11 protein-coding genes are annotated in these 13,315 nt (G+C 66.2%); 2 read left to right on the top strand and 9 right to left on the bottom strand.

The features are described from left to right. The first annotated feature begins 203 nt into the window (after positions 1 to 203). On the top strand, positions 204 to 611 hold the full coding sequence (locus GSQ87_RS00665) for a cupredoxin domain-containing protein (RefSeq protein ID WP_158912637.1): 408 nt from the start codon (positions 204 to 206) through the stop codon (positions 609 to 611). Positions 612 to 875: 264 nt separating this feature from the next. Beyond that, on the top strand, positions 876 to 1,433 hold the full coding sequence (locus GSQ87_RS00660; protein WP_216838873.1) for a cytochrome b: 558 nt from the start codon (positions 876 to 878) through the stop codon (positions 1,431 to 1,433). Positions 1,434 to 1,536: 103 nt separating this feature from the next. On the opposite strand, the gene tpiA is transcribed toward GSQ87_RS00660, so the two are convergent. From tpiA to tkt, 9 genes are read right to left on the bottom strand one after another with little or no spacing between them, the layout of a single operon-like run. Further along, positions 1,537 to 2,316 carry a triose-phosphate isomerase gene (gene tpiA, locus GSQ87_RS00655; protein ID WP_256375859.1) on the bottom strand — a complete coding sequence of 260 codons (780 nt, stop codon included), beginning with the start codon at positions 2,314 to 2,316 and terminating at the stop codon, positions 1,537 to 1,539. 5 nt (positions 2,317 to 2,321) lie between these two features. After that, on the bottom strand, positions 2,322 to 3,050 hold the full coding sequence (pgl, locus tag GSQ87_RS00650; protein WP_158912635.1) for a 6-phosphogluconolactonase: 729 nt from the start codon (positions 3,048 to 3,050) through the stop codon (positions 2,322 to 2,324). Beyond that, the gene (gene rpe / locus GSQ87_RS00645; RefSeq protein ID WP_158912634.1) at positions 3,047 to 3,721 is read right to left on the bottom strand and encodes a ribulose-phosphate 3-epimerase; all 675 of its coding nucleotides are present in this window, start codon (positions 3,719 to 3,721) and stop codon (positions 3,047 to 3,049) included. Before rpe ends, pgl begins: the two co-directional genes overlap by 4 nt. 2 nt (positions 3,722 to 3,723) lie before the next feature. Further along, positions 3,724 to 4,650, bottom strand: coding sequence for a class I fructose-bisphosphate aldolase (locus GSQ87_RS00640; RefSeq protein WP_158912633.1), 927 nt, complete (start codon positions 4,648 to 4,650; stop codon positions 3,724 to 3,726). 25 nt (positions 4,651 to 4,675) lie between these two features. Beyond that, complete coding sequence (locus GSQ87_RS00635; protein ID WP_158912632.1) at positions 4,676 to 5,500, bottom strand: Cof-type HAD-IIB family hydrolase; 825 nt, start codon at positions 5,498 to 5,500, stop codon at positions 4,676 to 4,678. Continuing rightward, positions 5,497 to 7,113 (bottom strand): glucose-6-phosphate dehydrogenase, encoded by a 1,617-nt coding sequence (gene zwf / locus GSQ87_RS00630; RefSeq protein ID WP_216838871.1) that lies wholly within the window; start codon positions 7,111 to 7,113, stop codon positions 5,497 to 5,499. The genes GSQ87_RS00635 and zwf overlap by 4 nt, the downstream gene beginning before the upstream one ends. Before the next feature lies 1 nt (position 7,114). After that, positions 7,115 to 8,143: a phosphogluconate dehydrogenase (NAD(+)-dependent, decarboxylating) gene (gnd, locus tag GSQ87_RS00625; protein WP_158912631.1), complete on the bottom strand. Its 1,029-nt coding sequence runs from the start codon at positions 8,141 to 8,143 to the stop codon at positions 7,115 to 7,117. Positions 8,144 to 8,169: 26 nt separating this feature from the next. After that, on the bottom strand, positions 8,170 to 10,998 hold the full coding sequence (locus GSQ87_RS00620; protein WP_158912630.1) for a bifunctional transaldolase/phosoglucose isomerase: 2,829 nt from the start codon (positions 10,996 to 10,998) through the stop codon (positions 8,170 to 8,172). Beyond that, complete coding sequence (gene tkt / locus GSQ87_RS00615; RefSeq protein WP_158912629.1) at positions 10,995 to 13,109, bottom strand: transketolase; 2,115 nt, start codon at positions 13,107 to 13,109, stop codon at positions 10,995 to 10,997. The genes GSQ87_RS00620 and tkt overlap by 4 nt, the downstream gene beginning before the upstream one ends. Between the last annotated feature and the right edge of the window lie 206 nt (positions 13,110 to 13,315).

Here is a 13,315-nt window from a genome sequence, read left to right as displayed (position 1 = left end):
CGCCCCCAGCCCTCTGCCCCGGGATCGGTGGCGCGGCCTGAGGCCGCGCCACCACCCCGCCCGCCCCGCGCCGTCGCCTCGCCCTGAGGATGCTGACTGGGCGAGGCGGGCGGGTTCGCGCCCAGGTGTTGGAAGTGTCGGAGCGACGCGTCTGGTCGACGTCTTTGCTCCCGAGCGGAAACCGCCCTTGATTGGAGTTACAGATGAATTCGACGACGAAGCGCTTCGGCGGGGCCGCCTTGGCTTTCGGACTGATTACGGCCGCCGCACGCGTGTACGCTCAACCGGCGGAGCCCACGGTCATCCCCGTGCAGCTGACCGAGTTCCACTACAGTCCCGCCAGCATCGATTTGCAGCAGGGCCATAGCTACGTACTGCGCGTGAGCAATGTCGGCGGCGTCGCGCATGATCTCAGCGCCAAGGCCTTCTTTCGTACCGTAACCTTCGCACCTGGCTCGGCCGACAAGGTGCGGGACGGCGACATCGAGGTTCCCAAGGGCGAGACGGTGGATGTCGCCTTCGCCACCGGAAAAGCCGGCGACTACGAGATGCGTTGTACGCATCCGCTCCACGCCATGTTCGGCATGAAGGGCCACGTCATCGTCCATTGAGCCCAGGAGGGGGCGGCGAGAATTCAGCCCACGGGTAATTCCACAAGACCGATCGGATTGAACCTTCCGCCCTCGTCCAGACACCAACGGATCAAACGGTCGACATTGGGCCATGTCCCACGTCGAGCGACAGTTGCGCTGGGACGACGGGATGAAGACCCCGCCTCGACCATGCCCTCTCCGCCCTGGCCAGCGGGACGCAAGCTCACCGTCTCGCCCGAAACGAGTGCGCGCTCGCCGAAGCGAGCGTCTTCACGAGGAGCCATGATGCAGCCCCGCTACTCCGCCCTGAACCAAGCCCTTCACTGGATCACCGCGCTCTGCATGTTCGCCGTCCTGCCGCTGGCCTGGGTGATGACCAACGCCAAGGTAGGGTCGTCCCTGCAGCACGCGACCTACAACTGGCACAAGACGCTGGGCCTGGCCGTGTTGCTGCTGACCCTGTTTCGGATCGTATGGCGCTTCATCGACCGTCCGCCCGCCTACCCCCCGAAGATCGCAGCCTGGGACAGAGCGCTGGCGCACCTCACCTACTGGCTGTTCTTCGGGCTGATGCTTTGGATGCCGATCACGGGTTTCATGAATAGCGCCTATGACGGCTATCCGATCAAGCTGTTCAACCTGATCGCCACCCCAGAACTCTTCCCCAAGAATCAAGAGCTGGCCGATCTGTTCGCCACCCTGCACGCGCTCGGCCAATGGCCCGTCTACGGTTTGATTGTCCTGCATCTTAGCGCGGTCGCCTTCCACCTCATCTGGGGCAAGAACGGCATTCTGGGACGTATGCTGCCCGAGGGCGCAATCGACGCAGGAACACCTTGAACCGGCACCGTCAAACTAACCGCAGCCTATCCCCAGACAGGGCTTCAAATCGCAGGCCTCATATCTCCCCAAAAATCAGGGCATCTCCGGCTCATAGCGGCATTTATTCCGCTGCACGCACGATGCTCAAAAATTCCGTTGCGCTTAAGGACGCTCTGCCGATCAAGGCGCCACCCACTTCCCGCGCTTTGAGAACATTGGCGACACTGCCCTGATCAACCGAACCGCCATAAAGTATTGGAACGACACCGCCCGGCACACCGAACATTTCAATTAAAACCTCCCGCAACGCCCCATGCATTTCCTCGATCTGATTTCGCGTGGGGATTTGACCACCGCCGATCGCCCAAATCGGTTCGTACGCGAGGGAAAAGGCCATGCCGTCCGACGCCAGAGGCGCCGATCCGCGGGCCTGTCGGCAAACGACATCCAGGGCATGGCCGCCCTCACGCTCCGCCAGTGTTTCCCCCACGCAGATGATCGGCTCCAAGCCGCCGCGCAGAGCCGCCATGGCCTTGTGCGCGACCAGGGCGTTCGTTTCGCCATAGGCCTGCCGGCGCTCGGAGTGGCCGACGATCACCATGCGCGCACCTGCGTCCGCCAGCATCGCGGCGCTGACATCGCCGGTAAAGGCGCCGCTCGCCTCCGGATGGACGTCCTCGCCGCCGATGATGAGGGCCGACCCTTTCACGGCCCGCGCCAGCCGTTCGATCAGGGTCGCCGGCGCACAGATCGCGACCCGAGCGCGCACCGGCTCGGCCCTAAGCGCCTCCGCGACCTCGCGGGCTTCGGCCACGGCTGAGCCCAGCCCATTCATTTTCCAGTTGCCCACGAGCAAGGGACAAAAGGCGATAGGCTCCAAGCGCACCGGCTTCAGCGGCACGTCGGTCACGGGGCCCCCTGGGCCGCCGTGTCGCAGAAAACCCACAGATCGCCCGTTGGATGCAGATTTGCGGCCGGCAGGCTCTCATCGCCATGCAGCACTCGGGCGAGGACCGCCGCCTTTTCCTTACCGGCCACCAGGAACGCCGCATGGCGGCTGCTCTCAAGCGCCGGATAGGTCAAGGAGATGCGAGCCTCGGCCTTCGCCCCGACAACCGCGTCGACCCAAAGCGTGCGCTCGGCGAGAACCTTGGTGTCAGGGAAAAGAGATGCGGTATGTCCGTCAGCGCCCAAGCCCAGCAGGTTGACGTCGAACAGAGGCCGGGTCGGATCAAGACGATCGGCCCCGTAGAAGGCCTGCAAATCCTTTTGGTACGCGGCCGCCGCAACCTCGGGGTCCGCGCCCCACGTGGGTACGGGGTGGACGTTCCCGGGTGGGATCGGCGCCAGATCGAGTAACGTCTCGCGCACCATCCTGTAGTTGCTGAGGGCGTCGTCCGCAGGCACGAAACGCTCGTCGCCCCAGAACAGGTGGATTCGCTCCCACGGAAAGCAGTCGCGATAGGGCGCCCGTCCCAGCAGGTGGTACAGCGCCTTGGGGGTCGAGCCACCGGACAGACACAGGCTGAACACCCCTGTCTTGGCCAGCACCAGATCGAGCAGCCAATCGGCGACACCTTGAGCTAGAGCGGCCGGGTCGGGCCAGGTCCGGATTTCTGGCGCACGGCCGTTCATGAGCTGCAACTTTCGCGAATGGCGGTGATCGCCGCGGCGTAATCCGGCGCGCCGAAGATGGCGCTGCCCGCGACAATCGCGGTGGCGCCGGCCTGCACGGCCTCCCGCGCATGGCCCGCATTCTGGCCGCCGTCGACCTCGATCACGGGTTCGAGGCCGCGCTCGTCGCACAGGCGGCGCAGCTTGCGGATCTTGGGCAGCATGTCGGGCAGAAACGCCTGGCCGCCGAACCCGGGATTGACCGTCATCACCAGCACCACGTCGCATAGGGGCAGCACATATTCGATCCACTCGACCGGGGTGGCCGGGTCCAGCACTACGCCCGCCTTCTTGCCCAATTCGCGGATCTGGGAAAGCGTGCGGTGCAGGTGGGTGGTCGAGGCGGGTTCGGCCTGGACCAGGATGTGGTCGGCGCCAGCCTTGGCGAAGCTCGTCAGATAGCGTTCCGGTTCGACGATCATCAGGTGCACGTTGAGCGGTTTGTCGGTGGCGCGCCGGACCGCTTCCAACACCACCGGCCCGAAGGAGATATTGGGCACGAAGCGGCCGTCCATCACGTCGACATGGATCCAGTCGGCGCCGGCGGCGTCCGCCGCGCGCACCTCCTCCGTCAATCGCCCGAAATCGGCCGACAGGATCGAGGGAGCGACGATGACGCCTTCAGCCGGCATGGCTAGGCCGCGGCGCCCGCATAGATGTCCATGACCTCACCGAGCATCTTCAGCGCCTTGTCCTTGGGCCGCTGGAAAGAGTTGCGGCCGAGGATCGAGCCGAAGCCGCCACCCGAATAGATCGCCCGAATCTCCTCCAGCAGGGCGTCGTCGTCGAAATTGGCGGCGCCGCCCGAGAAGATGACGATGCGGCGCCCGGCGAAGGCGCACTGAACGATGTGGCGCACCCGATCCGCCTGGCTGGCGATGGCGACCTGCTGTTTCTCATAGACCTCGCGCGCCGCCACCTGCTCCAGGTGGGCCGTCGGCAGCTTCACCTTGATGATGTCGGCGCCGAGTTGGGCGGCGATCTGGGCGGCGTAGCCGACGATATCGATCGCGGTCTCCCCCTCCTTGCTGAGATCGGACCCTCGCGGATAGGACCACACCACGACAGCCAGGCCATGGGCCTTGGCTTCTTCGGCATAGGCGCGCAGCTGACCAAACATCTCCAGTTGATGGGCCGAGCCCGGATAGATGGTGAAGCCGATGGCGCAGCAGCCTAGCCGAAGCGCATCCCGAACACTGCTGGTCAGCGCCTGGTTGGGGTCTTTCTCACTCAGCAGGACGTCGTCGTCGTTGACCTTCAGGATCAGCGGGACCTCGCCCGCATAGTCCCGCGCGGCGGCCTCGATAAAGCCCAGCGGAGCGGCGTAGGCGTTGCAGCCCGCTTCGATGGCCAGCTCGAAATGGTAGCGTGGGTCGTAGGCCGCAGGATTGGGCGCAAAGGAGCGGGCCGGGCCGTGCTCGAACCCCTGGTCCACCGGCAGGATCACCAGCTTGCCCGTGCCTCCCAACCGGCCGTGGTTGAGGATGCGCGCCAGGTTGGTCAGCGTCCCGACGTTCTCGGCGCCGTACCAGCTCAGGATTTCTCTTACACGCGGCGTCATGGCGGACTCCCTAGTTGCCGGATGATCAGGCGGCGCCGGCCGGCAGGATGAAGGTGCGCACCGCATGGGCCCACCCGTCCTCCTGGTTGGACGTCGTCACGGCCTTGGCCTGGGCCTTCACCGCGTCGCTGGCGTTGCCCATGGCGATGGAGAAGCCGCTCCTGGCGAACATCAGCACGTCGTTGGGCATATCGCCGATGGTGGCGATCTGGTCGGTGGAGATATTCAGCCGCCGGGCGAGGGTGTCGACCACCCCGCCCTTGTTGGCCTTCGGATTGGTGACGTCGAGGAAGTAGTTGGCCGAGCGCGTGGCGCTGACGGTGTCGCCGAACAGGGCCTGGGCGCGCGTTTCGCATTCGGCGATCCGGTCGAAGTCCTGCGACACGCCGACGACCTTCACCGCATGGGCCAGCTGCGCGGCGGAGAAGCTCGAAGCGACCACGGGATCGGTCTTCACGATCCAGGCTTCCCGCTCGACATGGGCGCCCTTGGAGTCAGGAACCACCCACTCGGTTTCGGTGTAAAGCCAGACGTCGACCTTCATCTGTCGCAGGAAGTCGACCACCTTCCGGGCCGCCGCCGCGTCGATCAGGTTGGTCTCGATCACCGTCAGGTCCGGATTGACCAGGACGCCGCCGTTGCACCCCGCGATGGGCAATTTCAGGCCCAGCGGCTCGACCAGCATGCCCATGCCGAACGGTGGCCGGCTGCTGGTGACAGCCAGGCCGATCCCGGCGTCGCGCAGCGCTTTGGCGGCCGCTATCGCGCCGGGGGTCAGCATCTTGTCCTGGTTGACCAGCGTGCCGTCGACGTCGCTCAGCAGCAGGCGGATGTCCTTGGCCCGGTTCATGCGGTTCGCTTTGCAGGCGCCACGACCGGCCGCCAACGGCGGCGGTCGTCATCGCGGCCGATGAGTTCGTCGGACGCCTTGGGGCCTTCGCTGCCCGAGGCGTAGTTGGGGAAGTCGGCCTCCGGCTTCTCCCAGGCGTCCAGCACCGGCTGCACGATGCGCCAGCCATGCTCGACCATGTCTGCGCGCATGAACAGGGTCGGGTCGCCGATCATCACGTCGTAGAGCAGGGTCTCGTAGCCGACATTCGGTTCCTTCTTGAACCAGTCGTCGTACTTGAAGGCCATGTCGACGGCGGCGAGCTCCATCAGCGGCCCCCGCTGCTTGACCTCGAACTGCAGCGAGATGCTTTCGTCGGGCGCGATGCGCATGACCAGCCAGTTGGCCCGGATGCGATCGACCGGCGTGTCCTGGAACACCGAATAGGGCGCAGGCTTGAAGCGGATGGCGATCTCGGTCATCCGGCCGGACAGGTGCTTGCCGGTGCGGATGAAGAAGGGCACGCCGCCCCAGCGCCAGTTGTCGATCTCCAGTTGCAGGGCGGCGTAGGTCTCGACCTTGGAGTGCTTCGCCACATCGGGTTCGTCGCGATAGGCGGTCTTCTTCTCGCCCTTCACCTCGCCCGCCCCGTACTGGCCGCGCACAGCGTCGGCCGGCTTGGCAGGCGGGATGGCGGCGAGCACGTCAGCCTTGCGGGCCATGACCGAGGCCGCATCGAACCCGACCGGCGGCTCCATGGCCACCAGCGAGAGCAGGCTGAAGATGTGGTTGGGCACCATGTCGCGCAGCGCGCCGGTCCGCTCGTAGAAGTCGCCGCGCTTCTCCACGCCCACCGTCTCGGCTGCGGTGATCTGCACGTGGTCGATGCGGTCGCGGTTCCAGATCGGCTCGAACAGGCCATTGGCGAAGCGGAACGCCATGATGCTCTGGACGGTGTCCTTGCCCAGGAAATGGTCGATACGGAAGATCTGGTCCTCGGCCAGCGCCTTGCCGATGTCGGCGTTCAGGGCGCGGGCGGAGTCCAGGCTGTGGCCGAACGGCTTTTCGATCACCACGCGCCGCCAATGGGTGGGCTTGCCGGCGTCGTCGAGCTTTTGCTCGGTCAGCCCGGCCTTGTTCAGCTGATCTACCACGGGCCCGAACAACTGGTCGGCCACGGCGAGATAGAAGATGGCGTTGCCCTTTGTACCGCGCTTCTTCGCCACGTCGCCCAGAACGGTGCAGAGCTCGGTGTAGGGCTCCGGCTCGGTGAGGTCGCCCTGGACGAAGAACATGCCGTCGGCCAGCCGTTTCCAGGCGTCCTCGTCGATGCGGTCGGTGCTGAACGTGCCCGAGCCGTTGCCGACGAAGCCCTTGAGCGCGTCGTAGAGGGTCTGGCGCCAGCTCTCGACGTCGTCCTCGCCGCGCGCGACCCCGATCAGGACGAAGTGTTCGGGCAGTTCGCCGGCGCACGACAGGTTGTAGAGCGCCGGGACCACCAGGCGCTTGGCCAGGTCGCCGGTGGCGCCGAACAGGACCATGGCGCAGGGGTCGGCTGGCTTCAGCTTGTGGTGGGAAGCGCTGTCGGGGGCCGCGAGCGTGGCGGAACCGCCAATTGGCTGATCATCGGCCATGCTATTGCGCTGCCTTGTCCGCCAATTTCTCCTTGGCGGCGTGCGGATCGACCGGCTCGTGGCCCTCCACGTGGCCGCCGAAGCCGAAGCGCATGGCCGACAGCATCCGCTCGGCGAAGGTGTGCTCCTGGCGCGAACGGAAGCGGGCGTACAGCGCGGTGGTCAGCACGTCGGCCGGCACCGCCTCCTCGATAGCCGCCTCGATGGTCCAGCGTCCCTCGCCGGAGTCGTCGACATAGCCGGAGAAGTTGGACAGCTGGGGATCCTTAGCCAGGGCGATGGCGCTGAGGTCCAGCAGCCAGGACGAGACCACGCTGCCGCGCCGCCAGACCTCGGCGATGTCGGGGATGTTCAGCTCGAAGCGCTGGTCCTCGGGCAGGTCCTTGGAGTTCTTGCTGCGCAGGATGTCGAAGCCTTCGGCATAGGCCTGCATCAGACCGTACTCGATGCCGTTGTGCACCATTTTGACGAAGTGCCCGGCGCCCGAGGGGCCAGCGTGGATGTAGCCCTGCTCGGCGCGCGGGTCCTGGGCGTCGCGGCCCGGCGTGCGGTCGATCTCGCCGATCCCCGGCGCCAGGGTCTTGAAGATCGGGTCCAGGCGATCCACCGCCGCCTTGGGGCCGCCGATCATCATGCAGTAGCCGCGCCCGATCCCCCAGATTCCGCCCGAGGTGCCGCAGTCGACATAGTCGACGCCCTTTTCCGCCAGGGTTTTCGCGCGTCGGATATCGTCCTTGTAGAAGGAGTTGCCGCCGTCGATGACGACGTCGCCCTTCTCCATCAACTCACCCAGCTTGGCCACCATGTCCTCGGTGATCTTGCCGGCCGGCAGCATGGACCAGACGGCGCAGGGCTTGGTCAGCGTCTTGACCATCTCTTCCACCGAGGCGGCGGCGGTCGCGCCGTCCTTGGCCAGGTCCTGCCCGGCCTTGGGGTTGACGTCGAACACCACGCACTCGTGGCCGTGCTTCATCAGGCGCCGCGCGATATTGCCGCCCATGCGGCCAAGGCCGATTATGCCGATCTGCATTCGGTTACTCCTATAACGACAGTCGCCTAGGCGAGGGCTTCGGTGATCGCGCGCGCCAGTTCCGGCAGCCCCGCGTCGACATCCTTGAGATGGACCCGCAGCGTGCGTCGCCCCCGTTCCACCAGGACATCCAGATCGCCTCGCGCCTGGGCGGCCTTCACGACGCCGAAGCTGTAGCCGTGGCCCGGCACGTCGATGTCCTTGGGATCGTCGCAGGTGATCTGCATGAACACGCCCGAGTTGGGGCCGCCCTTGTAGGCTTGGCCGGTCGAGTGCTGGAACCGCGGGCCGAAGCCGACGCAGGTGGCCGCACGGGTCTTGTCCCGCACGAAGGACCGCGCCTCGGTCAGGGTCGCGATATGGGCGGGGTCGCGATCCACATAGGCGAGGAAGGCGACGTAGTCCCCGTCGTGGACCCGGCCAAAATGGCTCTTCAGATAGCCGCCCAACGTGTTGTGGCGGCCCAGCTCGCCGGCGTTGCGCGAGTCCGCGTAAAGGGAAATCCCGTTTTCGCGGAACACTGGCTCCTCGGTCGGAAGCGTCTGCGATTCCTCGTATTGCTGGGTCAGCGCGCGGGTCTTGTCCTTGCTGGCCTCCACGTCGGGTTGGTCGAACGGGTTGATGCCGATCACCGCGCCGGCCACCGCCGTGGCGATTTCCCAGCGGAAGAACTCCTGGCCGATGGCCCAGACGTCTTTGACCGCGATCCGCGCCACGGGATGGCCGGCCTTGGCCAGGGCCGCGACCGCCGCCTGCTGCGCCGCGTCGGCCCGCCCTTCGAGTTCGAGGTAGGCGAAGAAGCGATCCGAGCCGTAGACGCCAGGCGCGCCCAGCGGCTCGCCGGCCAGGGGGATCAGTCCCCTGCCCTGCTTGCCGGTGCTTTCCGCAATCAGCTGCTCCAACCAGGCGCCGAGGTCGGCGATGCCGGGAGAGGCGATGATCGTCACCTTGTCCCGTCCGAGCGTCTTGGCCGCGACGCCCAGGGCGACGCCAAGCTGGACACCCGGATTCGCGCTCGGCGGCGTGTCCGCCCCGCAAGCGCGCTCCATCGCCCGCGTGGTCTCGAGCAGGCGCTTGACGTCAATCCCCATGGCTGCGGCCGGAACCAGGCCGAACTTGGAGAGCACCGAGTAGCGGCCGCCAATCGACGGCGCACCGTAGAAGATCCGCCAGAAGCCCGCCGCCTTGGCCCGCTTGTCGAGCGAGGACCCCGGATCGGTCACCGCCACGAAACGCCCCGCCGCCTTGTCCTTGCCCAGGACCGCGCCGACGCGATCCAGGAAGTAGTCGGTGAAGATGTTGGGCTCCAGCGTGCCGCCGGACTTGGACGAGGTGATGAACAGGGATTTGCCTAGGTCCACCGCCTGCTCGATCGCCGCGACCTGCGCCGGATCGGTGCTGTCCAGCATGTGGAACCGGGACCAGCCGGCCTGGTGGCCGAACGATTCGCTGAGTACTTCCGGGCCGAGGCTCGATCCGCCCATGCCGAGCAACACCACGTCGCTGAAGCCCTGCGCCTTCACTTCAGCAGCGAAGGCCTGCAGCGTGGCGATGTCGGCCAGCTCCGTCTCGACCACATTGAGCCAGCCGCCCCACTTGTTTTCGTCGGCGCTGCTCCACAGGGTCTTGTCGACAGCCCAGAGCTTGCGGATCAGCCCGCCCTTGCGCCAGACCTCCATCTCCGCCTCGAAGGCGGCCTTGGCCTCGTCGGAGCCGGGCTCAATGCTGAGGGTGGGCTTGGCGTCGCCTAGGATTTCGCGGCGATGCGACGCGATGGCGCCGAACAGTTTGTCGAACGCATCGGCGAACTGGCGGACCCCATCCTTGACCAGCTCGGTGGTGATCTCGTCGAGCGAGACGCCCAGGGCCTTCAGCTTGTCGAGCGTGGCCTGAGCGCCGGCCACGTCCTGCTCGATCACGTCGGCCTTGGCGATCCCGTGGTCGCGGAAGGCGTCCATGGTCGCGGGCGGGATGGTGTCGACCGTGTCACGGCCAATCAGGGCCTCGACGTAGAGCGTATCCTTATAGGCCTTGTTCTTGGGGCTGGTGGACGCCCACAGCAGACGCTGGGTCTTGGCGCCCGCGGCGGCCAAGGCTTCCCAGCGTGGGCCGGAGAACAGCGCCTGATAGCGGGCGTAGGCGAGCTTGGCGTTGGCGATGGCCACCTTGCCGCGCAACGCATCCGCCGCTCCCTTGTCGGCGATCCCGTCCAGCGCCTTGTCGACCGAGGCGTCGATGCGGCTGACGAAGAAGCTGGCGACACTGCCGATCTTCGACATGTCGCCGCCCGCCGCCTTCAGGTCCTCGAGCCCCGCGATATAGGCCTCGACCACCGCCTCGTAGGCTTGGATGGAGAAAAGCAGGGTGATGTTGACATTGATCCCATTGGCGATGATCCGGCGGATGGCCGGCACGCCCTCGGGGGTCGCAGGCACCTTGACCATCAGGTTCGGGCGCTCGACCGACTTCCACAGGTGCTTAGCCTCGGTCACGGTGGCTTCGGTGTCGTTGGCCAGGTAGGGCGAGCATTCCAGGCTGACATAGCCATCACGCGCGTGTGTCTGCTCGTAGACCGGACGCAGCACGTCGGCGGCGGCCCGGATGTCGGCGATCGCTAGGTGTTCGTAGATTTCCATGACGCTGGCGTCGGCCTTGCCCAGGAAGGCCTTCATGGCCGCGGCGTATTCGTCGCTCTCCCCGATCGCCTTCTGGAAGATCGACGGATTGGAGGTGACGCCCTTCAGGCCGTCCCGCTCGATCATGGTCTTCAGATCGCCCTTCTCGACTAGGCTGCGAATGAGATAGTCGAGCCACGGCGATTGCCCGCAGGCTTCCAGTTGCTTGAGCGGGTTCACTGAGCCGTCTCCTTGGCCTTGGCGATCTGGTCCTTAGCGGCGGCCAACACCTTTTCCGGCGTGAAACCGAACTTCTTCATCAGGTCCTTGATCGGCGCCGATGAGCCCAGGGTATGCATGCCGATGATCGCGCCGCCCGGCCCGACATAGCGGTCCCAGCCGAGCACCGACGCCGCCTCGACCGAGACCCGCGCCTTGACCGACGGGGGCAGGACGCTGTCGCGGTAGGCCTGATCCTGCTTCTCGAACAGCTCCCAGGACGGGACGCTGACCACCCGAGCGGCGACGCCTTCCTGCTTGAGCGTTTCGAATACTTCCACGCAGAGCTGCACCTCGCTGCCGGAAGCCATCAGGATCACCTCGGGCTCGCCGGGCTTGGCGTCGGCCAGGACATAGGCGCCCTTGGCCACCCCCGCTGCCGAGGCGTAGACCTTGCGGTCCAGGGTCCGCAGTGGCTGACGGCTCAGCACCAGGGTGGCCGGTTGATGCTTGAGGCCACCGATCACCCGCCAGGCTTCCACGACCTCGTTGGCGTCCCCAGGCCGCAGCGTGATCAGACCCGGCACGCTGCGTAGCGACAGCAGTTGCTCCACCGGCTGGTGGGTCGGCCCATCTTCTCCCAGGCCGATGGAGTCGTGGGTGAACACGAAGATCGTCGGCAGCTCCATCAGGGCGCTGAGCCGGATCGGCGGCTTCATGTAGTCGGAAAAGATCAGGAAGGTGGAGCCGTAGGCGCGCAGGTTGCAGAGCGCCAAGCCGTTCACCACCGAGCCCATGGCGTGTTCGCGGATGCCGAAGTGGAGGTTGCGGCCGCCGTACTTGCCGGCCTCGAAACTGCCTGCGCCGTCGAAGGTCAGGTCGGTCTTGGTCGAGGGCGACAGGTCCGCCGCGCCGCCGATCATCCAGGGGTAATGCTTGGCGACGGCGTTCAGCACCTTGCCGCTCGTCGCCCGACTAGCCTCGCCCTTGGCGTCGGCGGGGAAGCTCGGCAGGTCCTTGTCCCAGCCTTCGGGCAGCTCGTGCTTCTGCATCCGCTCGAGCTGGGCGGCGAGCTCGGGATACCTGGCCCCATAGGCCTTCAGCAGCTTGGACCAGTCCGCCTGCAACGCGCGACCGCGCTTGCCGACGCCGGCGTCGAAGCGCTCGCGCACCCCGTCGGGCACCAGGAACTCGGAGTCCTCCGGCCAGCCGTAGTGACGCTTGGCCAGGCGGATCTCTTCGACCCCCAGGGCTTCGCCGTGGGCGGCGGCGGTATCCTGCTTATGAGGCGCGCCATAGCCGATATGGCTGTCGACGATGATCAGGGTCGGGGCGTCGTGAGTGTCGCGGAATTTCTGGAAGGCCTCGGCCAGACGGCCGGTGTCGTTGGCGTCGCCGACGTATTCCACGTTCCAACCATAGCCCTTGAACCGAGCCCCGACGTCGTCGCTGAACGCCAGATCGGTGTGGCCTTCGATGGTGATGCGGTTGTTGTCGTAGACCCAGCAGAGGTTGCCCAACATCAGGTGCCCGGCAAGGGAGGCGGCCTCGCTGGCCACGCCCTCCATCATGTCGCCATCGCCGCACATGGCGTAGACGTCGAAGTCGAACAGCTTCAGGTCCGGCTTGTTGAAGTGCGCCGCCAACCACTTGGAGGCCATGGCCATGCCGACGCTGTTGCCGCAGCCCTGGCCGAGCGGGCCAGTGGTGGTCTCGACCCCGACCGTCATGCCGTGCTCCGGATGGCCCGGGCATTTGCCGTCCAACTGACGGAAGGCCTTTATGTCGTCGAGCGAAACGGCGAGCGGCTCGCCCTTACGATCCGCGTCCTTCACCCCGGCCAGGTGCAGGATCGAATAGAGCAACATCGACGCGTGGCCGTTCGACAGGACGAAGCGGTCGCGGTTCGGCCAGTTCGGTTCATCAGGGTCGTAGCGCAGGAACGACTGCCACAGCGTGTAGGCCACCGGCGCGAGGGCCATGGGCGTGCCGGGGTGTCCGGAATTGGCCTTCTGCACCGCGTCCATCGACAGGGTGCGGATCGTATCGATGGAGAGCTTGTCTATGGAACCCTCGGAGGGGCCGGATTGCGCCCGGGTGTCGGGCTCGGCGTCAGCGTATTTTTGATCCATCTGGCTTCTCCGTAGGCCGAGATCGTACAGAGCCGTCGAACGAACGCGGCGCTGTGGCGTCTGGCTATGCTCCAACGCCGATTTGACGCACCGCCTATCGGTTCCGACCAGCGCTCCTGCGGGCCCTCCCGAGCGTGTAAGCGGCACGCACGACTGCATGCGCCTAGCGGCGGCCAGCGGCTTTCGGAATGAATGCCCCGGTAGGC

This window comes from Caulobacter sp. S45 (assembly GCF_009765965.1).
Classification (GTDB): domain Bacteria; phylum Pseudomonadota; class Alphaproteobacteria; order Caulobacterales; family Caulobacteraceae; genus CAHJWH01.
This window is presented reverse-complemented; position numbering and strand designations above follow the sequence as displayed.

What these genes read in the sequence shown, in the direction of transcription:
- GSQ87_RS00640 (WP_158912633.1), bottom strand. Translation starts at nt 4,650, where the DNA reads ATGACGCCGCGTGTAAGAGAAATCCTGAGCTGGTACGGCGCCGAGAAC.
- rpe (WP_158912634.1), bottom strand. Translation starts at nt 3,721, where the DNA reads ATGCCGGCTGAAGGCGTCATCGTCGCTCCCTCGATCCTGTCGGCCGAT.
- GSQ87_RS00660 (WP_216838873.1), top strand. Translation starts at nt 876, where the DNA reads ATGATGCAGCCCCGCTACTCCGCCCTGAACCAAGCCCTTCACTGGATC.
- pgl (WP_158912635.1), bottom strand. Translation starts at nt 3,050, where the DNA reads ATGAACGGCCGTGCGCCAGAAATCCGGACCTGGCCCGACCCGGCCGCT.
- GSQ87_RS00635 (WP_158912632.1), bottom strand. Translation starts at nt 5,500, where the DNA reads ATGAACCGGGCCAAGGACATCCGCCTGCTGCTGAGCGACGTCGACGGC.
- GSQ87_RS00665 (WP_158912637.1), top strand. Translation starts at nt 204, where the DNA reads ATGAATTCGACGACGAAGCGCTTCGGCGGGGCCGCCTTGGCTTTCGGA.
- gnd (WP_158912631.1), bottom strand. Translation starts at nt 8,143, where the DNA reads ATGCAGATCGGCATAATCGGCCTTGGCCGCATGGGCGGCAATATCGCG.
- zwf (WP_216838871.1), bottom strand. Translation starts at nt 7,113, where the DNA reads ATGGCCGATGATCAGCCAATTGGCGGTTCCGCCACGCTCGCGGCCCCC.
- tkt (WP_158912629.1), bottom strand. Translation starts at nt 13,109, where the DNA reads ATGGATCAAAAATACGCTGACGCCGAGCCCGACACCCGGGCGCAATCC.